The organism is Streptomyces sp. NPDC033966, from assembly GCF_055575955.1.
In genome coordinates this window covers 1-20,660 of the sequence record NZ_JBVIRQ010000022.1, presented here as the reverse complement: position 1 = coordinate 20,660, position 20,660 = coordinate 1, and the positions used below count along the sequence as shown (strand labels likewise).

At 75.0% G+C, this 20,660-nt stretch carries 11 protein-coding genes, 2 tRNA genes and 1 pseudogene; 8 read left to right on the top strand and 6 right to left on the bottom strand.

All coding sequences use genetic code 11. The features are described from left to right. From ACZ518_RS36455 to ACZ518_RS36435, 5 genes and pseudogenes are all read left to right on the top strand, one after another. Window positions 1–380: pseudogene (locus ACZ518_RS36455) on the top strand (DEAD/DEAH box helicase); the annotation flags it as partial. A 183-nt stretch (window positions 381–563) separates the two neighbouring features. After that, window positions 564–636, top strand: a tRNA-Lys gene (locus tag ACZ518_RS36450). A 265-nt stretch (window positions 637–901) separates the two neighbouring features. Then, a tRNA-Met gene (locus ACZ518_RS36445) sits at window positions 902–975 on the top strand. Window positions 976–1,145: 170 nt separating this feature from the next. Then, window positions 1,146–2,309 carry a PP2C family protein-serine/threonine phosphatase gene (locus ACZ518_RS36440; protein ID WP_469117336.1) on the top strand — a complete coding sequence of 388 codons (1,164 nt, stop codon included), beginning with the start codon at window positions 1,146–1,148 and terminating at the stop codon, window positions 2,307–2,309. A 308-nt stretch (window positions 2,310–2,617) separates the two neighbouring features. After that, window positions 2,618–3,679, top strand: coding sequence for a M23 family metallopeptidase (locus ACZ518_RS36435; RefSeq protein WP_469117335.1), 1,062 nt, complete (start codon window positions 2,618–2,620; stop codon window positions 3,677–3,679). A 25-nt stretch (window positions 3,680–3,704) separates the two neighbouring features. Here the strand turns inward: ACZ518_RS36435 and ACZ518_RS36430 are convergent, their stop codons facing one another. From ACZ518_RS36430 to ACZ518_RS36415, 4 genes are all read right to left on the bottom strand, one after another. Next, window positions 3,705–4,934, bottom strand: coding sequence for a PrsW family intramembrane metalloprotease (locus tag ACZ518_RS36430; RefSeq protein ID WP_469117365.1), 1,230 nt, complete (start codon window positions 4,932–4,934; stop codon window positions 3,705–3,707). Window positions 4,935–5,065: 131 nt separating this feature from the next. Further along, a complete protein-coding gene (gene trmB / locus ACZ518_RS36425; protein ID WP_469117364.1) occupies window positions 5,066–5,860 on the bottom strand; it encodes a tRNA (guanosine(46)-N7)-methyltransferase TrmB in 795 nt (264 codons plus the stop codon). A 510-nt stretch (window positions 5,861–6,370) separates the two neighbouring features. Then, window positions 6,371–7,588, bottom strand: a complete 1,218-nt coding sequence (gene lhgO, locus ACZ518_RS36420) for an L-2-hydroxyglutarate oxidase (RefSeq protein ID WP_469117334.1) — start codon at window positions 7,586–7,588, stop codon at window positions 6,371–6,373. A gap of 19 nt (window positions 7,589–7,607) precedes the next feature. Beyond that, complete coding sequence (locus ACZ518_RS36415; RefSeq protein ID WP_469117333.1) at window positions 7,608–9,242, bottom strand: sporulation protein; 1,635 nt, start codon at window positions 9,240–9,242, stop codon at window positions 7,608–7,610. Window positions 9,243–9,917: 675 nt separating this feature from the next. Here ACZ518_RS36415 and ACZ518_RS36410 point away from each other — a divergent pair. Both ACZ518_RS36410 and ACZ518_RS36405 read left to right on the top strand, forming a co-directional pair. Then, entirely contained in the window at window positions 9,918–12,170 is a 2,253-nt protein-coding gene (locus ACZ518_RS36410) for an asparagine synthase-related protein (RefSeq protein WP_469117332.1), read from the top strand. Window positions 12,171–12,530: 360 nt separating this feature from the next. Beyond that, window positions 12,531–15,725: an AfsR/SARP family transcriptional regulator gene (locus tag ACZ518_RS36405; protein ID WP_469117331.1), complete on the top strand. Its 3,195-nt coding sequence runs from the start codon at window positions 12,531–12,533 to the stop codon at window positions 15,723–15,725. On the opposite strand, the gene ACZ518_RS36400 is transcribed toward ACZ518_RS36405, so the two are convergent. Beyond that, window positions 15,712–17,685, bottom strand: coding sequence for a sigma-70 family RNA polymerase sigma factor (locus ACZ518_RS36400; protein ID WP_469117330.1), 1,974 nt, complete (start codon window positions 17,683–17,685; stop codon window positions 15,712–15,714). The genes ACZ518_RS36405 and ACZ518_RS36400 overlap by 14 nt on opposite strands. A 288-nt stretch (window positions 17,686–17,973) precedes the next feature. Beyond that, entirely contained in the window at window positions 17,974–18,741 is a 768-nt protein-coding gene (locus ACZ518_RS36395; RefSeq protein ID WP_469117329.1) for a TetR/AcrR family transcriptional regulator, read from the bottom strand. A gap of 342 nt (window positions 18,742–19,083) precedes the next feature. Between ACZ518_RS36395 and ACZ518_RS36390 the strand changes: the two genes are divergently transcribed. Continuing rightward, a complete protein-coding gene (locus tag ACZ518_RS36390) occupies window positions 19,084–20,502 on the top strand; it encodes an NAD(P)/FAD-dependent oxidoreductase (protein ID WP_469117328.1) in 1,419 nt (472 codons plus the stop codon). Window positions 20,503–20,660 lie beyond the last annotated feature (158 nt).

Sequence of the window (20,660 nt, the reverse complement as noted above, 5' to 3'; positions counted from 1 at the left end):
GCGATGACCGTCGTGACGACAACCGTGGTGGTGGCTTCCGTCGCGATGACCGTCCGTCCGGTGGTTTCAACCGTGACGACCGTGGTGGCGACCGTGGCGGTTTCCGTCGCGATGACCGTCCGTCGGGTGGCTTCCGCCGCGATGACCGTCGTGACGACAACCGTGGTGGTGGCTTCCGTCGCGATGACCGTCCGTCCGGTGGTTTCAACCGTGACGACCGTGGTGGCGACCGTGGTGGCTTCCGCCGCGACGACCGTCCCTCCTCCGGCGGTTTCCGTCGCGATGACCGTCCGTCCGGTGGCTTCAACCGTGACGACCGCGGTGGCGAGCGTGGTGGCTTCCGCCGCGACGACAAGCCCCGCTGGAAGCGCAACGGCTGACGCCTGAGCGCCACCTGACGAAGGCTCGGCCCCCACAGCACTCCGGTGCGGTGGGGGCCGAGCCCATTTCCGGCCGTTTCGCCCCACCCGCACCGGGTGGCGGGAAACCGCCGGAGCCACACCCGGCGATACCCGATCGGTCAGCAGCCCCTCTCCGGCTATGCTCTGGGGTGAGCACATGGAGGGCCATTAGCTCAATTGGCAGAGCAGCGGACTTTTAATCCGTTGGTTGTCGGTTCGAGTCCGACATGGCCTACCGCTCGCAGGGCGGGGAATCCTCCCCGGGACCTGCGTCGAGCGCCCCGTCCGACTTCTTCGGACGGGGCGCTTCGTCGTTCTGGGTCCGGCCGGTGGCCTGATCCCGCCCCAAGGCCCGCACGCCGGGACCCGGTCCACTGCTCCGGGCGCCGGATTGGAGCAGTTCTAGGGGCTCTGACCTGCGGTTATGTCGTTCTTTGGGGGTGTGGGCGGGTTAATTGGCAAGAGCCGTCCCCCGAATGACGTAGAGTTGGGTTTACCGACGCGGGGTGGAGCAGCTCGGTAGCTCGCTGGGCTCATAACCCAGAGGTCGCAGGTTCAAATCCTGTCCCCGCTACTCAGTACGAAGGCCCGGTTCCTTTCTGGAACCGGGCCTTCGTCGTGTCCGGGGCCGGGGCTGCTCCCGGGGCGCGGGGTGTCACCCCTTCGGCCCGGTCCGCTCGCCGTACGGGACGGCCTGCCGCCAGCCTGGAGGGGCGGGGCGCGACCGGGCGGCAGGAGAGCAGCGTGGTGGGGCTGGGCCGGCAGGGCGAGGACGGCAGCGCGGACGGCGCCGCCCGGCGGGTGGTGCGGATGCTGCCGGTGCTGCTGATCGTGCTGGGGACGGTCTTCGACCTCGCGACCCCGCCCAGCTTCACCGGATCCCCCTTCTTCACCGCGGCCCCGTTGATCGCGGCGCCGCTGTTCACCCTCCGGGCGACCGCGCTGACCGGGATCGCCGCCTCGCTGGTGGTCGTGGGCCTGCACGTCCACAACGGCACCAGCTGGAAGGTGGAGGCGCTGACCGAGCTGGCGACGGTGCTGACCGTCTCCGGGCTGGCGTTGCTGATCAACCTCGTCGTACGGCGCAGCGGCGAGCGGCTCGCCTCGGCGCGCGGGATCGCCGAGGCGGTGCAGCGGGCCGTGCTGCCGACCCCGGCCGAGCGGATCGCGGGGCTGCACGTCTGCGCCCGGTACGAGGCCGCGCAGGCCGACGCGTTCATCGGCGGGGACCTCTACGCCGTCCAGGACACCCCGTACGGCGTGCGGCTCGCGGTGGGCGACGTACGCGGCAAGGGGCTGGGGGCCGTGGAGGCCGTCGCGGTGGTGCTGGGGGCCTTCCGGGAGGCCGCGGAGACCGAGCCGACCCTGGAGGGGCTCGCACGGCGCCTGGAGCGCGCCCTGGCCCGGGAGGGGACGCGGCGGGGCAGCCTGGACGCGGTGGAGGGGTTCACCACGTGCGTGCTCGGCGAGATCCCGCCCGGCGCCGAACGGCTGCGGCTGCTGAACCGGGGCCACCCCGAGCCGCTGCTGCTGTACGCGGACGGCGGTCTGGCGGTACTGGCCCCGGCCGAGCCGGCGCTGCCGCTGGGCCTGGGCGAGCTGGCGGCCGACGGGACGGTCCCGCCGGGGGAGTGGCCCTTCCCGTCGGGCAGCACGCTGCTGCTGTACACCGACGGGCTGACCGAGGCGAGGGACGGCTCGGGCACCTTCTACGATCCGGCGGCCCGGCTGCGGGGACGGGTCTTCCCGGGGCCGGACGAGCTGCTGGGCGCGCTCAGCAGCGATGTGCGGCGGCACACCGGCGGCGGTACGACCGACGACATGGCGCTGCTCGCGGTGGGGCGGGCGGGGGAGGGGCAGCCGGAGCGCAGGAGGACCGTCCCGGTGGTGCGCCGCGACGACCCGTGAATGAGTGGAGGGGGGTCACCCTGCGTGGCCGAAAGGGCGCTCTGGGCAAGGTGCTTGACAGTGCGTCATTTTGCCGGTGTGGCTGAAGTGATGGGGGCGGGGAGGGGGAATTGCCGGAGTTGTAACTCGCTGCGGCGAATGTGGAGGCCAAAGCTGTTCGGGGCGTGGCCGATTGGTGTTAACGATCAGTCGCTTCGGCTTGGAATCATTCCCCCGCGTAGATTACCGTTCGATAACGCAGCGCGGTCGTCCCAGCCGTCGCAACGACGGCACCCGTGTGCGTTCTCGCCCATGAGGAGTGTGCCCCGGTGGCCTCCAACTCGCCTGCCCCTGACGGCATCGACGTCCAGGAGACGCCCACCGCCGGAGCCTGGGGCGAGTGGAATCCCACGGAGGACTCCGCGCGCCCGCTCCGCGGCAAGCACCGCGTCCTCAAGCCGCGCGGCGGACTCGCCCGCAGCTCGACCGTGCTCGGCGTCGGCGTGATCGCCGCGGTCGGCGCGGGCGGCATCGCCACCGCGCAGGACCGGCCCCAGGTCTCCATATCCATGCCCGACCTGCTGGGCGGGGGCGGCCACTCCGGCACCGGCGACGACGCCGTACGGACCGCCGCCGCGGCCGACTCCGGCACCGGCACCGGCGTCGCGGGCGGCACGGAGACCGCCGCGGTGCCGCAGCAGGGCGGCGACGCGGGCGCGGCGCTCCTCAACCGCATCCTCCTCCAGGCCGAGTCGCAGCAGGACGCCGACCACGCCCAGGCCCGGGCGGACGCCGAGCGGGCGGCGCGCGAGAGCGCCGCCCAGGAGGCCAAGTTCCAGCGCGAAGCCGCCGACAAGGAGGCCGAGACGGCGCGCGTCGCCGCCGAGCAGGCCGCCGCGGAGAAGGCGGCCGCCGACAAGGCCGCCGCCGAGCAGACCGCCACGAAGGCGGCGGCGGGCTCCGGCACGGGTTCCGGCTCCGGCTCGCAGTCGGCGGGCGGCTGGTTCCTGCCGACCTCCTCCTACACCCTCACCTCCCACTACGGGGTCGCCGGCTCCATGTGGTCCTCCGGCTACCACACCGGCCTCGACTTCGCCGCCCCGACCGGCACCCCCGTCAAGGCGGTGGGCGGCGGCAAGGTCATCTCCGCCGGCTGGTCCGGGGCCTACGGCTACCGGATCGTGCTCAAGCTCGACGACGGTACCGAGGTCTGGTACTGCCACCTCTCCTCGATGTCCGTGACCTCCGGCTCCGTGGGCGCCGGCGAGACCATCGGCCGGGTCGGCGCGACCGGCAACGTCACCGGTGCCCACCTCCACCTCGAAGTGCGCAAGGGCGGCTCGACGATCGACCCGCTGGCATGGCTGGGCTCGAAGGGCCTCGACGTCTGACGGACACCCCCGGCAAAGGCACGGCCTAGCCGGGGGAGGGCGACAGCTCCGGAGTCCTGGGCGCCGGTACGAAGATCCGCGCGGGCGCCGGGGCCGCGGCCTGCGGGAGCCGGCGCGGAGCGGGCAGCAGCTCCTCCAGTACGGCGGCCCGGGCCAGCGCGGGCGCGGCCGTCGCCCGGCGGTGCCAGAGCCGGTGCAGCAACTCGCGCTCCCGCTCGGCGAACTCCGGGTCCCGGCCGCCCGGGCCGGACTGCCGGGCGTGCCGGCGCAGCAGGGCGAGGGCGGCGGCGTCCGCCGCGTAACGGGACACCGCGCGGGCGGCGGGGCGGCCTCCGGTGCGGCGGGCCAGGGCGCGCGCCAGTGACCGGGCCGGCATCGAAGCCAGGGCCGGCACCTCCGCCGGACTGAGCCAGCCCGCGGCGGCGTACACCGACAGCTCGGCGGCGACGGCCCGCAGGCGCTGCCGCCGGACCCGCACGGCCAGCCACAGCAGCAGCCCGAACGCCGGGACCATCACGCAGCCGTAGACCAGGTAGAAACCGTACTCACCGAAGTGCGAGGAACCGTTCCACAGCGCGTGGGCTCCCATGGCGAGGGCCAGGCCCAGCAGGGGCAGCCCGGTCCTGCGCGCACGGCGGGCGGTGAGCGCGGCCGCGCCGAAGCCGAGGCCGGTGAGCACCGTGAAGAGGGGGTGCGCGAACGGGGACAGCACCACCCGCACGAAGAACGTCGCCGCCGTCACGGAGTCCAGTACCCGGGTGCCGTTGGCCAGGTCCTCCTCGAAGGCGTTGCCCAGGTAGAGGATGTTCTCGGTGAAGGCGAAGCCGGTGGCGGTGAACCCGGCGAGCACGATCCCGTCGGCGGCGCCGGTCAACCGCCGTCTTCGGAACACGAAGACGAGGAGCAGCGCCGCGGCCTTCGCGGTCTCCTCCACCACCGGGGCGATCGCGACCGAGCCGAGCCGGTCGGCGGCGGAGGGGTCGGTGGAGGCCGCGGCCATCCATTCCGTGGCGAAGCTGTTGGCCAGTATCGCGATCAGCGCCGCGGTGCAGGCCCCCCAGCCGAAGCAGAACAACAACTGCCGCCAGGGGCCCGGCGCGGCCCGGCCCAGCCACCGGAACGCCGCCATCAGCGGCGGCACCGGCAGCAGGGCCAGGCCGAGGCCCACGAAGAACCCGGCCGTGCCGGTCTGCTCCCGCACGAGCTCCAGGATCACGGCCCCGGTGGCGGTGAGCATCGCGCCGAGCACGCACATGCGGGCCGTGCCCGATGGGCGTGCGAGCACACGGGAGAGCGCTCGGTACACATGATGACCCTAGCGAGTGGGTCGGACACTCCGAGTGACGTTTGTCAGTTCTTGGAGTCAGGTTCGACTGCCGGTTCGATCTACTCCGCGCCGCGCCGGGCGAAGAGGAGGTCGTGGACGACGTGGCCCTTGTCCAGGCCCTGCCCCTCGAACCGGGTGAGCGGCCGGAACTCGGGCCGCGGCGCGTAGCCGCCGTCGGCCTGGGTGTTCACGAACTCCGGGTGGGCGGTGAGGACTTCGAGCATCTGCTCGGCGTAGTCCTCCCAGTCGGTCGCGCAGTGCAGTACGGCACCGGGCGCCAGGCGGGTGGCGGCCAGGTCGAGGAACTCGGGCTGGATCAGGCGCCGCTTGTGGTGGCGTGCCTTGGGCCACGGGTCCGGGAAGTACACGCGCATCCCGGCGAGGGAGGCCGGCGGGAGCATCTCGCGGAGCAGGATGATCGCGTCGCCGTTCGCCACGCGGACGTTGGTGAGGCCGCCCCGCTCGGCGAGGGCGAGCAGGTTGCCCTGGCCGGGGGTGTGTACGTCGGCGGCGAGGATGCCGGTGGAGGGGTCGGCGGCGGCCATCTGGGCGGTGGCCTCGCCCATGCCGAAGCCGATCTCCAGGACGACGGGGAGCCCGTCGAAGAGCTTCTCCAGATCGATGACCTCGTGGCCGTCGATGTCGAGCCCCCAGGTGCCCCACAGCCGCTTCAGCGCCTCGCCCTGGCCGGTGGTCACCCGGCTGCGGCGCGGCTGGAAGCTGCGGATCCGGCGCTCGTGGTGCGACCCGGCGGGGTCGGGCGCGGGACCGTCGGGGAACCGCGGCTCGGTGCGCCACTTGGGCGGCGTGTACGCCTCCGACGGGGAGTCGGGGAGGCTGGGCTGGGGGTTCAGGGGCTCAGACACAATGCGGCGATTCTACTTCGGGGCGCGGGTCTCCGCCCTTGCCCTGGCCGGGCGGTGGTCGGCCCGGGGCGTCGCCCTGCCGGGCGGTGGCCGGCTCCCCGCGTCGCCCTGCCGGGCGGGGGTGTGGGGTACGGGGTGCGCGGGGTCGGTGGCGGTGCCCTGCTGGGCGGGGTGCCGGGTGGGTGGCTGCGGGGCCGGGGTCGGTGCCGGGGTGGGGTGTCGTCCGGGACGGGCTTCGATGTTCGGCGCCTGTTCCGGGTCCGGTTGTGCGAGGTGCCTCGCGCCGAATTCATCTCGTTTTAGTCCCGGACGACACCCCACCCCGTCCCCGCCCCCGACCGGCACATCCAGCTCCGGCCGGCCATTTCAGCCTCGCGGCGCTTGAGGCGCGGGGTCCGGGGCGGAGCCCCGGGGAACGGGCGAAGGGCGGGTCGGGGACTCGGCCCCGCGCAGCGGACCCGCCCCGCAGGCCGACCCACCGGCCCCGGCGTCAAGAAGTCAGGAGCGGAGGTGCGCCAGGGCGCGGGCGGCGATCTCGCGGCCGATCGGCAGTGACGCGGTCGCCGCAGGCGAGGGGGCGTTCAGGACGTGCACCGTCCGCGGCGCCTCGCGGATGAGGAAGTCGTCGACGAGGGTGCCGTCGCGGAGCACCGCCTGGGCCCGCACCCCGGCCGCCGCGGGGGTGAGGTCCGCCTCCGTGACGGCCGGCAGCAGGCGGCGTACGGCCTCCGTGAAGGCCCGCTTCGACAGGGAGCGGTGGATCTCCCCCGCCCCGTACCGCCAGTGCCGCCGGGCCATCCGCCAGGATCCCGGCCAGGCGAGCTCCGTGGCGATGTCCCGCGGGCGGACCGTGCCCCAGCCGTAGCCCTCGCGGGCCAGCGCGGGGACGGCGTTCGGGCCGACGTGGACCCCGCCGCCGATGCCGCGGGTCAGGTGGACGCCGAGGAAGGGGAACGCCGGGTCGGGCACCGGGTAGACCAGGCCCCGGACCAGGTCCGGGCGGGCCAGGTCGTGGTACTCGCCCCGGAAGGGGATGATCCGCATGCCCGGGTCGTCACCGGCCAGGCGGGCCACCCGGTCGCACTGGAGCCCCGCGCAGTTGACCAGGACGCGGGCGCGGAACACACGGCCCGAGGTCGTGCGGACCGCCACCGCCGAGGGCCGGCGGGAGATCAGGTCCGCCTCCGCGCCGTAGACGATCTCCGCCCCGGATTCCTCGGCGAGCCGCGCCGCGACCTGCCCGTAGTCCACGATCCCGGTGGTGCCGACGTGGATCGCGGCGAGGCCCCGGACGTGCGGCTCGTACTCCGTGATCTGGGCCGGTCCCAGCTCGCGCACCGGGATGCCGTTCTCCCGGCCGCGCTGGACGAGGGAGTGCAGCCGCGGCAGCTCGGACCGCTCGGTGGCGACGATCAGCTTGCCCGTCACCTCGTGCGGGATGCCGTGCTCGGCACAGAACTTGACCATCTCGGCGGCACCGCTCACCGCGAAGCGCGCCTTGAGCGATCCCGGGCGGTAGTAGATGCCGCTGTGGATCACCCCGCTGTTGCGGCCCGTCTGGTGCCGGGCCGGCGCGGACTCCTTCTCCAGTACGGTCACCCGGGTACCCGGGGCCAGCCGTGACAGGGCATGGGCTGTCGACAAGCCGACGATCCCGCCACCGATCACCAGCACGTCGCAATCCACGCTGACACCTCCCACCCCTGCATACTGCACCCCACCACCGACAACCGGGCTACGCGGGGGCCACCAGAAGCGGCCGGGCACGCTCGCGCAGCTCCGCGACGCGCGGTTCGTCGCCGTACGGTTCGAGCCTGTGCAGCAGGTCACGCACGTACTCGGTCGTCCGCGCCGAGGAGATCCGGCCCGCGACCTCCACGGCCCGGGTGCCGGCCGCGCACGCCGCGTCGAGGTTGCCGGACTCCAGCTCGGCGACCGCGCTCACCACCAGCCGCAGCCCGTGCGAGCGAACGTACTCCTCCGTGGGGCGGGACAGCGCCTGCTCCGTGAAGCGGCGGACCTGGCGCGGGAGTTTGAGGTCCCGGTAGCACTCCGCCGCATCCGCCGCGAAACGGTCGTACGAGTAGAAACCCAGCCATGTCGGGTCGGGATCGCCCTCCCGCGAGCGTTCCAGCCAGCCCTCCGACGCCCGCAGCGCCGCCCCGGCGGCCGCCGAGTCGCCCGCCTTCGCGTGGGCCCGGGCCTCGACCAGGCGGAAGAAGCTCATCGTGCGGGCGGTGGCGAGGCCCCGGTTGCGTTCGACGGCGGCCTGTGCGAGGTCCACGCCCTCGTCGGGGAAGTCCCGGTAGGTCGCCTGGAGGGACATCGAGGCCAGGACGTACCCGCCGAGCGGGACGTCGGCGGCCGCCCGGGCCAGGCGCAGCGCCTGGATGTAGTAGCGCTGGGCGGCCTCCTGCTGGCCGGTGTCGAAGGCCATCCAGCCGGCCAGCCTGGTCAGTTCGGAGGTCGCCCCGAAGAGGGCGCGCCCCACCTCGTCGGTGTAGGAGCCGAGCAGCAGCGGCGCCGCGTCCACCCGCAGGCACTCGGGCACCATGGACGAACGCCAGTCCCCTCCGCCGTACTTGGAGTCCCAGCGGCGGGCGTCCTCGGCGGCCTCGCGCAGCTTCGCCACGTCGCTGTGGCCCACGCGCTGCGGGGCGGCGTCCGGTACGGGCCGCACGGCGGTGGCAGCGGCAGCGGAGGCGGCCGCGACGGCCGGCGGTGCGGTTTCGGGCCCGGGCTGCGTGGGCACAACGCCCTGCGCGGGGGTTTCCGGCGTCCGTCGCAGCGGGGCGGCGGTGGTGGAAGCCGGCCCGGGAGCCGAAGCGGGTGTGCGTGCCGGTGCGGGTGCCTCCTGGGCGGTGCCCGGGGTGCCCGGGGTGCCTGCGGGGCCCGGTTCGCGGGCCACCGAGCTGTCGGCCGGAGATATCAGCCACCGCGAGGCGGGCGTCGCGTAGGCGGACACCGAGAACGAACCGGCGAGCGACTGCCAGATCCCGCCGCCACCGCGCCGCCCGGCGAGGTCCAGCCGGTACAGGTCGGTCGCCGAACGCACCGCCGCCCCGATGTCGCGCGGGAAGGCCAGCCCGACCTCCGGCGCCGGATCGGCGTCCGCCAGCCCGATCTCGTGCAGCGGCACCGGACGGCCCAGCTTCGCCCCGATGGCGGCGGCGATCAGGTGCGGGGCCGCGCCCTGCGGCACCATCCCCTTGGACACCCACCGCGCCACCGACGTCTTGTCGTACCGGAGCGTCAGACCGCGCTGCGCGCCGAGGTCGTTGACCCGCCGGGCCAGCCCGGCGTTGCTGATGCCCGCCAGGGCGAGGACGGCGCCGAGCTTCTCGTTGGGCTCGCGGAGCTCCCTGGACATGCGCCACCCCTCGTCACACGCGGAACGCAGACGCCGCCGGGGCATAGGCGCCCGGCATTTCGTAAACCCAGCGTAGTTCCCCGCCTCCCAAGCGTTAAGGCCCCGACTTCCGTATGGCGAGATTGTTGTCCGTGTGCACAGTCGGTCCGGGGGTTGTGCCCCGGGCGCACGTGTCAGCTCGTGCTCCGGCCGTGTGGCCGTGCGCCCGGCCGTGCGCTCTGGCCGCTCCCGGGGCCCGGCGATTCGATGTGCGGTGCGTGGGTCGGCCCGCCGCGTGGATCCGGTGGGCCGGGGGATGCCGCTGCCTCAATCCCCGCGGGTGGCGGAACGGTCCGGGAGGTGGGAGACGCCTCCCGGACCGCGCCCCGCGGCCTCCCCGGGCTCCCCGCGCGAGGGCCCGTACCGGCCCTCAGTACGGCCGAAGAATGGCCGAAACCGACCTATGGGGCGGTGGGAACGGAACGCCAAATACCGTGTGGCCGGGGCGTGTTCGTTTACATGTGCGCCCCCCGAAGTCACTCTCGCACGCCCTTCTCGTGGCAGCATGGACCCCGAGCCACCCGGGGTCCCGCCGGCCGCGCCCTCCAAGCGCCGACGCACGCCGACGCACGTTGTCCGTGCCGTCCCGGCCGTCCGTTGCCCCGGTCATTTGCCCACGGGCTGGGGGAGGCGGCGGTGCGCTGGTTGGTCGGGTGGAGCAGTATCGCCGCGAGCTTCGGCACGGCAGGGCGGGTCCCGTCCGGCCCCGGCGGACCAGCGGACCCCTACGGCTCCGGCAACGGCCACGCCGCCGACGGATACGGATCCCCGTACGGCCGCCCGCCCCACCCCGAGCCGCCGCAGCACGGCGGCATCGCCGACGCCGCGTACGCCGACGACCCCGCCGCCCAGGACGCCGACCGCACCGTCCACCCCGTCGGCGCCCAGCTCCTGTGGGGCGACCCCGACCCGCTGTGGGCCGTCGGCGACTGGCGCCCGGACGAGATCCGCACCGTCACCGCCGACCCCGCGGACCCCTTCACCCGCCTCGCCGTCCTCGGCTGCTGCGGCGCCACCGACGCCGAACTGCGCCGCGCCCTCTACGCCGCCCGCGGCGGCGCCCTGCGCCACCTCACCGAATGGCCCGGCAGCTACACCGCCGTCGTCCAGGCCGGACGCCGCATCACCGTCCTCGGCGACCTCGCCGGTGCCCGGCCCGTCTTCTACACCCCCTGGGCCGGCGGCACCGCCTACGCCACCGCCGCACTCCCGCTCGCCGACCTCATCGAGGCACAGCTCGACGTCGGCCACCTCGCCGCCCTCCTCGCCTGCCCCGACAGCCCCGAGGCACTGGGCGACGGCACACCGTACGAGGGCGTCCGGCGCATCCCGCCCGGCCACACGCTGATCCTGCGCGAGGGCTCCCGGGAGATCACCGGCTACGAACCGGTGGCCTCCCTCGCCGTCGCCGCCCCCGAGGCCGACCCCGAACGGGCGGTGGAGGGCGTACGGGAAGCGTTGACCGCCGCGGTGCGCGCCCGGCTCACGGCTCCGCGGCATGCTCCCGAGACACTCGTTCCCGACCCCGGACCCGTGCCCGGAATGGGCCCCGCCGACCGGCGCGCGGCCCGCGGTGCCCCCGCGCCGGGCGTGGGCGCCGACCTCTCCGGCGGCACCGCCTCCGCGACCCTCGCCCTCCTCGCCGCCGGACTGCCCGGCGCCCCCGGCACCCTCCAGGGCTCCGGCTCACGGCTCCTCGCCGTCACCTTCAACGACCTCGCCACCCCGCAGGGCCGCGAGGGCGAACTCGAACGCGCCCACGCCCTCGCCTCCGACCCCCGCCTCCACCACGTCGTCGTGGCCGCCGCCGAGGAAGCCCTCCCGTACGCGGAACTCGACGGCCCCCTCACCGACGAACCCGGCCCCTCCCTCGTCTCCGCCGCCCGCGAGCGCCGCCGCCTCGCCGCCGGCTCCGCCGACCACTTCACTGGACACGGAGCCCGCCGCGTCCTCGACGCGCACCCCGCCCGCATGGCCGACCTCCTGCTCGACCGCAGACGCCGCCACCTGCTGCGCCCCGTCGCCGCCCTCGCCCGCTCCGCGCCCGCCGATCCGCTGCTCGTCCCCTTCTCCGTCTACTCGGCCGCCCGCCGCCTCGCCCGTACGCCGTACCGTGCGGGCATGGAGGCCGCCGCGGCCCGGCTGCGCGAGGGCGGTGCGGCCGTCGCCGCCGCCTCGGGGCCGGTCGACGCCTCACTCGCCGCCCTCACCTGGTCCCGGCCCGGCCCCGCCGCGGGCTGGCTCACCGGCGAAGCCCTGGCGGAAGTATCGATCCGGCTGCGCACCGCCGCCGGACGGCCCCCGCTCTCGCTGCGCCCCGGCGAGGCCCGCGCCCGTGCCCTGCTGGCCCGGCACGCCGCAGACCACCGCGTCTTCGAGCAGGCCGTGGAGGTCCGCAGCCAGCGCCTGCACGCGCCGTTCCTCGACAACCAGGTCGTACGGGCCGCGCGCGCCCTGCCGGAGTCCCTGCGCGTACAGCCCGGGGCCCGCGCCGAGATCCTGCGCAGCGTCCTGGCCTCCGCCGGGGTGCGCGAACTCCCGCCCGGCTGGGGCGCCACGGCCCACACCCCGAACGAGACCGCCACCCGCCTGGGGCTGCGGGCCGCCCTCACCTCCCTGCTGGCCCTCTTCGCGGCGCCGCTCCTCGCGGACGCCGGCCTCGTCGACGCCCGGGTGGTCCAGCAGGCCCTGATCGACGCGGCGGAGGGGAGGCCGGTGCCGCTCGACGGGCTCGCGGAACTCGTCTCGATGGAACTGTGGCTCCGCCGCCTCCTGGCCCGCCGGGGCACCTGCTGGACCGGCACCTCCACCCCCCGCCGCCGCGCGGTCCCACCCCTGGAGACCCCCCTCCCCCGCCTACCCCCCCGAGCCCTCCCGGCAGGCCGCTGACGCCCCGGCCCCCGCCAGCCCCGCCCACCAATCCCATCCCCGCCGGGCACCCTCCAGCCCCGCCGGCCGCCCCTTCCAGTCCCGCCCGCCAATCTCAGCCCCGCCGGCGTTTGAGGCGCGGGGTCTGGGGCGGAGCCCCAGAAGGGGTCCGGGCGCAGCCCGGGGAACGGAGGAAGGGCGGGTAGGGGACCTCGCCCCGCGCAGCGGCCCACCCGCAGCGGCCCACCCCGCAGCCGCCCGCGCTACCCGCCGCCCGCCCGGCCCCGCCCGCCCGGCCCACCCGGGCCCGCCAGGCCCGCCAGGGGCGGCCCCGCCGAAAACCCCCACCCACCCCCGGCAGGGGCAAGGCAGAATTACCCGGTGCGCTACCAAATCCTCGGCCCCACCAAGGCCCACGACGACACCGGCGCTCCCCTCACCCCCGGCGGCCCCCGCCTCCGCGCGCTCCTCGCCGCCCTCGCCCTCCGCGCCGGCGCCCCGGCCGCCGCGTCCGTCACCGACCTCGTCGACGAGGTTTGGGGCGACGACCCGCCCCAGGACGCCCCCGCCGCCCTCCAGGCCCTCGTGTCCCGACTGCGCCGCGCCCTCGGCCCCGGGCAGCTCACCACCGACCCCGCCGGCGGCTACCGCCTCACCGCCGCCCGCGACGACGTCGACCTCCACCGCTTCACCCGCCTCGCGGCCCTCGGCGCCGAGCAGCTGGCCACCGACCCCGCCACCGCCGCCACCACCCTCCGCGAGGCCCTCGCCCTGTGGCGCGGACCCGCCCTCGCCGACCTCCCCGAGCCCGCCCGCACCGCGTACGCCGCCGCCTCCGAGGCCCGCCGCGCCCGCGCCCAGCGGGACCGCGTCGAGGCCGACCTGCGCAGCGGCGCCACCGCCCCCGCCGAACTCCTGCCGGAGATCGAGACGCTGATCCAGGAGCATCCGTACGACGAATCACTGCGCGCCCAGCAGCTCCGCGCCCTGCGCGCCGCGGGCCGCTCCGCCGACGCCCTCGCCGCCTACGAGCGCACCCGCCGCGACCTCGCCGAAGGCCTCGGCGCCGACCCCGGCGCCGAGCTGCGCGCCCTGCACGCGGAGCTGCTCCAGACCCCGCCCCCGCAGCCCCGCGGCAACATCCGCCCCCGCCTGACCTCCTTCGTCGGCCGCGAGCCCGAACTCGCCGCCCTCGCCGCCGACCTGGACCGCGTACGCCTCGTCACCCTCACCGGCCCCGGCGGCTCCGGCAAGACACGCCTCGCCGAGCACGCGGCCGCCGCCCGCCCCGACTCCGGCTGGCTCGTCGAACTCGCCCGCCTCGACCACCCCGCGGCCGTCCCCGGCGCCGTCCTCAGCGCCCTCGGCCTGCGCGAGAACAGCCTCGTCGCCCGCGAGAAGACCGCCGCCGACGACGACCCCACCGCCGCCCTCGTCGAACACTGCGCACACCGCCGCCTGCTCCTCGTCCTGGACAACTGCGAGCACGTCATCGGCGCCGCCGCCGAACTCGCCGAACGCCTCCTCACCCACTGCCCCGGCGTCCGGATCCTGGCCACCAGCCGCGAGCCCCTCGGCGTGCCGGGCGAGTTCCTGCGCCCCCTCGATCCGCTGCCGCCCGGCCCCGCGCACCGCCTCTTCGCCGACCGCGCGGCCGCCGCCCGCCCCGGCTTCGGCCCCGGCGACGACCCGGCCGCCGTCGCCGAGATCTGCGCCCGCCTCGACGGTCTGCCGCTCGCCATCGAGCTGGCCGCCGCCCGGCTGCGGCTGCTCACCCCCCGCCAGATCGCCGACCGGCTCGACGACCGCTTCCGGCTGCTGACCGGCGGCGCCCGCACGCTGCTGCCCCGCCAGCAGACCCTGCGCGCCGTCGTCGACTGGTCCTGGGACCTCCTCGACACCACCGAACGCACCGTCCTCGCCCGACTGTCCGCCTTCGCCGGCGGCTGCGACCTGGAGGCCGCCGAGGCCGTCTGCGCGGACGGCGGGACCCGCGCCGACGTCGCCGGCACCATGGCGGCCCTCGTCGACAAGTCCCTCGTCGGCGCCGAGCCCGACCCCGACGGCATGCGCTACCGCCTCCTGGAGACCATCCACGAGTACGCCGCCGAACGCCTCGCCGAGGACCCCGCCGACGCCCGCGCCACCGCCCTCCGGCACGCCGAGCACTACCTCGCCCTCACCGAACGGGCCGAACCGCTGCTGCGCTCCGCAGGCCAGCTCCCCTGGATCCGCCGCTTCGAGACCGAGCTCGACAACCTCCGCTCCGCCCTCCACACCGTCATCGAGGGGGAACAGGACGCCGTAGGCGACGAGATCGCCCAGCGCATGCTGTCCGGCCTCGGCTGGTTCTGGTGGCTGCGCGACTACCGCGCCGAGGGCGCCGACTGGACCGCCCGGATCCTCGCCCGGACCCCCGTCGAACCGCCCGAGGGCTCACCGGAGTACTGGCCCTACATGCGGCTGCGCATGCTCCACATGTTCCTGCTCGCCGAGAGCGCCGGCGCGGACCGCTTCCGCACGCCCGAGCACCGCGAGCAGGCCGCCCGCGTCAAGGAGGCCTTCCGCCACGGCTCCCCGGAGACCACCCGGTTCCCCGGCATGCTCTGGCCCGCGATCTGCTTCCTCACCGGTGACGTCGAGCACTTCCACGAGAGCATCGACGAGTCGATCGCCAACTGCCGCCGCCACGCCGGGGACTGGGAACTCGCCATCCCCCTGCTGATGCGCACCCACTTCGCCATCGACATGACCGGCGGCCTCTGCAGCGTGGACGCGGACCTCGCCGAACTCGACGCGATCGCCCACCGCGTCGGCGACCGCTGGATCCGCGCCCAGGTGGCCAGCGCCGCCGGGGAAGCCGCTCTCTCGCGCAGCCAGTACGGCGCCGCCCGCGCCGCCTACGAGGAGTGCCTGCGGCTGGCCCGGGAGGTCGGGGCCCGCATCGAGGCGCCCTTCGCGATCGCCCGCATCGCCGAGACCGAGTACTGCGCGGGGGACTTCGACGCCGCCGAGAAACTGCTGGCGGAGGCCGACCGCGAGGCCGACGAGCAGGGCGGGGTGTACGACGTGAGCACCTTCAGCCGGTTCCTGTCCGCGATGCTCGCCCTCCAGCGCGGCGACCTCGCCCGCACCCGGACCGAGTGCGCCGCCGCCAGGGCCGCGGGCGAACGGATCAACGTGCCCGCCCAGTTCACCGCCGGGCTGGACCTCATCGAGACCGTCCTGGACGCCCGTGAGAACGGCCCGGAGGCGGGCCTGGCCAGGATCGGCACGACCCTCGCCGGGGCGGTGGCCGCGCACTGCGCGGAACGCGTCCTGGCGGGCATCGCCGAGACGGCGTCACTGTTCCTCGCCGACGCCGGCCGTCCCGAGGAGAGCGTACGCATCCTCGCGGCGGCCACCGCCTGGCGCGCGGGTCATCCCCGCTCGGTCCCGGAGGAGGCCGCCCTGGAAGGGCTCCCGGAACGCACCCTCGCCGCCCTCGGGGCGGCCGGCCGGGCCCGGGCGGAGGCCGAGGGCCGGACCCTGACCCCGGCGGAGGTCGTCGCCGTGCTCGGCCTCAGCGGCAGCTGATCACCGCATCGGCCCAGCTGGCCAGCGTCGGCAGGTGCCCCTGCCCGGCCTGCTCCACCACCAGCCGCAGCTTCGAGCGCCCGGCCAGCGGCACCTGGACCGGCACCGGGGCGTCGTCGTGGCCGAGGGCGTCCGAACGCCACAGCCGCTGCCCGTCGCCGTAGACGGAGAACCGCACCGTCCCGTCGGTCAGCAGCGACAGCCCGTCCACCCCGGCCCGCGCCGAGAAGCTCGTGCACTGCCGGTTGAGGGTGATCTCCACCGTGGAGCGGGAGTGCACGGTGATCCCCTGCCCGAACCGCTGCCCGCCCACCATCAGCCCCCACCGCTGCCACACCCAGCTGCTGCGCCAGGTCTCCAGCTCGGGACCGGTGTGCCGGCCGAGCGCGGAATGCCCGAGCCCGGCGAGCGCGAACCCCTGCGGCGGCTGCGGCGCAGGCACCGGCGGCGGTGTCGTCGGCCGGGCCCGCGTCGGCGTGGGGGAGGGCTTCGGCCGCGGGCTCGCCGGAGCGGACGGCGGTGCGGCCGTCGGAGCCGGCGCCGAGGACGCGGGGGCCGACGGCGCGGCGCTCCGCCGGGGCGGCACCGACCCCCGCGCCGCGGGCGCCGGAGCCTCCGGCGGCACCGACTCCGGTGCGGCGGACACGGCCGGCGCGGGCACCTCGGGCGCCACCGGCGCCACCACCCGGGGCGCGGGCCCGGCCTGCGGCTCGGGCTCGTCCCCGGTCAGCGCGAACACCACTCCGGCGGCAGCGGCGACCGCTATCCCGGCGGCGATGGCGGCCTTGGCCGGCAGCCCCAGCCCCTCGGAAACCACCGCCCCACCGGCCCCACCGGCCCCGGCCCCACCGGCACCCGCGGCCCCCGCCCCGGCAGCCCCGGCGCCCGCACCCGCGGCCCCCGCACCGGCCCCGGCCGACGACCCGCCCGCCGCCGCGGCGGCAGCCCCCGCACCTCCGGCGGCGACGGCCCCACCGGCCACCACCCCGGCCGCCTTGGCGGCGTACCCGGCGGCGAACCACCCGATGACCGCCACCGGCAGCAGCGCGGGAATGCCCGCGTTGACGTCCTTCAGCTCCCCGGCGGCCAGCCGGCACTTGGCACACTCCTCCAGGTGCTTGCGCAGCCCCCGCTCCGCCCGCATCCGCAGCCCGCCCCGGGCGTACGCGCCCAGCCGGTCCGCGTACCGGGCGCAGTCGCCGCCCGCGCTGAGCGCGGAACTCACATGGGCCTGGAGGTACGCCTGCTTGAGGCCCTCCCGGGCCCGGCTGGCCAGCACCGCCGTCGCGTTGGCGCTGAGCCCGAACAGCGGGGCGATCGCACTCGGCGAGGCCTCCTCGACGGTGGTGTGCCACAGCACGGCCTGCCACCGCTCGGGCAGGCTCCGGAAGGCCTGCATCGCGAGCGACCGCTCCGCTTCGCGCATCGCCCGGACATCGGCGCCCAGTTCGAGGGTGTCGTCCCCGGACAGCCCGCCGGCGCTCTCCGCACCCATGGCGGCCTGCTCCGCGAACAACGCGAAGTCCTCGACCAGATGCTCCCGCCGGGCGGTCTTCGCCCAGGCCGCGGCGACCCGCCGCACGGTGGTCAGGAGATAGGCCCGTACCGACTGGTCCGGCCCCGCCCCGCCCCGTACCGCCCCCAGCGTCCGCGCGAACACCTCGGCGGTCAGGTCGTCGGCGGTGTGCCCGTCCCGGCAGCAGGTCCGCGCGTAGCGCCGTACCGCGTCGGCGTGCCGCCGGAACAGCTCCTCGTACGCCCCGTCGTCACCGCCGCGCATCCGGGCGATCAAGTCGCCGTCGGACGGTGGGAGGTCGGTGCCCGGCGTGCCGGATGCGGCATGCCTGCCGCCGCGTTCGCGCTGGGCCGGGACCTGCCGGGCGGGCAGGCTGACCGCCCCGGCCTCGGCGCCGGTGCCACCGACGCCATCGTGGGACTCGTCCCGCCCGTCAAAGCTCATCGCGGAAGCCTCCGCACGACACACTCGAACCGGTACACCGATCCAGCGTGTCACACGGCGTCGGCACCCCGGGGCCCTCTCCGCGGCATCCACCCATCCGGGGACAATCCGGTGGATCACCGGACCGCTCCTCACCCCTTCGAGCGACCTGCCGTTCGAGGACCCCCGTTGACGAACCGGCCCCCACCCCTGCGGGGGCCGGCCCGCCAACGGCTCGGCTCAACACCACGGCTCAACAGCACTGCTCAACAGCACTGCTCAACGCCCCGGCCCAGCCGGGGCGCCGGCTCACGCCGACCGGGAGCGCAGTCCTTCGAGCAGGATGTCCAGCAGCCGGGCCGAAGCCGCGGCCTGCTGAGCCGGGTCGGGCAGCGCGGGTGCGGCGGTCGCTATCACCAGCAGCACATCGGCCACCGTGACGTCGGTCCGCAGCTCACCGGCCTCCCGCGCCCGGTCCACCAGCCGGCCGACGACTTCCAGCAGCGCGCCCGCTCCAGAGTCCTCCGCGGGCTCGTCCTCGAGCGGGGTCCGCGCGCCGACGACGCGCAGCTCCGCCGTACCGCCCGCGGCGGCCTGGCGCTGGTGCGGGACGCGGGCCGCGGCCTCGTCCGCCTCCTCCTCGGCGGCCGCGCCGACCCGCAGCACCTGCGGCGGCAGCAGCCGGCCCGCGCCGGAGGCCACGGAGGTGCGCAGGAAGCGCGACAGCGCCTGCCACGGCTCCTCCTCCTGGCCCAGGGCGGACTTGGCCTGCTCGGTCAGCCGGGCGGTCTCCTCCTCGGCTATGCGCCGGACCAGCACGTCCTTGCTGGGGAACCGCCGGTAGACGGTCCCGACGCCGACCCGGGCGCGCCGTGCCACGTCCTCCATCGGAGCCCCGTAGCCCAGCTCGCCGAAGACCTCCCGGGCCGCCCGCAGGACGTGCTCCAGGTTGCGCTGGGCGTCGACGCGCAGCGGCGTGGAACGGCCCACCCCGTGGGTGGTCGAACCCGCCATCACGCGTCCGCCGGTCTCCGCGGACAGAGCGGTGACAGAGCCATGGAAATCGGAAATGTTCATATGTATCCCCCGGTAATCACTTGTCTCCCCCCGGAGACACTCCCCGCCTTCGTGTCGAGGGGGGCCACGGTCATGAGGGCCCTGGTCCTACATCCTCGACGAGATACGAACATAGTTGAGCCAGAGTCAATTCAGAAGAGGCAGCTGCCGACCGAGCACCGCCCGATCGGAGCATTCAGCGCCACTTTTCCGCCGCAACTCCCCGGAATCACCCCCTCCGGAGCCCTGACCTGCACACTTTTAACGTGATCCTGATCTCCTGACAGGCCCGTCCCCCCACCCCCACCGGTCACATAATTTGCCGGGCCTGTGGACAAACTCCCAGCCACGTTGCGTCATGGGATGGTGAAGGCTGCTAACTCCCGGGGCGACGACCCCGGTACCCCGCCCCGCACGCGCATCCTCGTCGTCGGCGGCGGCTACGTCGGCATGTACACGGCCCTGGGCCTCCAGCGGAAGCTGAGATCCGGCGAAGCCGAGGTCACCGTGGTGACCCCCGAGCCCTACATGACGTACCAGCCCTTCCTCCCGGAAGCCGCCGCCGGCGCGATCTCGCCCCGGCACGTCGTGATCCCCCTGCGCCGCGTCCTGGACCGCTGCCGCATCGTCATCGGCGAGGCCCGGAGCATCGACCACGCCAAGCGGACCGCGACGGTCACCACCCTCGCCACCACCGAGGAGGGCACCGGCGGCATCGAGATCGAATACGACGAACTCGTCCTCGCCCCCGGCTCCGTCTCCCGCACCCTCCCGGTCCCCGGACTCGCCGACTACGGCATCGGATTCAAGACCGTGGAAGAGGCCATCGGCCTGCGCAACCACGTCATCGAACAGATGGACATCGCCTCCTCCACCCGCGACCCCGCAATCCGCGACGCCGCCCTCACCTTCGTCTTCGTCGGCGGCGGTTTCGCCGGCGTGGAGGCACTCGGCGAACTGGAGGACATGGCCCGGTACGCGGCCCGGTACTACCACAACGTCAAGCCCGAGGACATGAAATGGGTGCTGGTCGAGGCCAGCGACCGGATCCTCCCCGAGGTCGGCCCCGAAATGGGCGTCTACACCGTCCGTGAACTGCGCAGCCGCAATATCGACGTCCGCCTCGAGACCCGCCTCGAATCCTGCGAGAACCGCGTCGCCGTCCTCAGCGACGGCTCCCGCTTCCCCACCCGCACCATCGTCTGGACCGCCGGCGTCAAACCCCACCCCGTCCTCGCCGCCAGCGACCTCCCCAAGAACGAACGCGGACGCCTCAACTGCACCTCCTTCCTCACCGTCGAAGGAGTCGAACACGCCTGGGCCGCCGGCGACGCCGCCGCCGTACCCGACATCACCGCCGGCGAACCGGGCCGCGAATGCGCCCCCAACGCCCAGCACGCCGTCCGCCAGGCCAAGCAGCTCTCCGACAACCTCGTCGCCGCCCTGCGCGGCGAACTCCTCACCGAGTACGCCCACAAGTACGCCGGCTCCGTCGCCTCCCTCGGCCTCCACAAGGGCGTCGCCCTGCTCTACGGCCGCAAGCTCAAGGGCTACCCCGCCTGGTTCATGCACCGCGCCTACCACCTCAGCCGCGTCCCCACCTTCAACCGCAAAATGCGCGTCCTCGCCGAATGGACCCTCGCGGGCCTCTTCAAACGCGAGATCGTCTCCCTCGGATCCCTCGAACACCCCAGGGCAGAATTCGAACTCGCCGCCGGCGGCGGCCACCGGAACCACCCGCCCAGGCCCACCCCCGACCCCCCGCAGGACAAGCAGGGCTGACGTTGTCAGTGCCGTCGGCCACACTGGACGTGTGACCATAGGTGGGCTCACGCCTGCACACAGTGAGCCTTCGCCAACTTGAAGTAGCAGGTCAAAGGGCTGGTGTGACCGGTCCCCGGGGTGCTCGCGCTGGTCGTGGGCGGGAGTCTGGGGAGTAG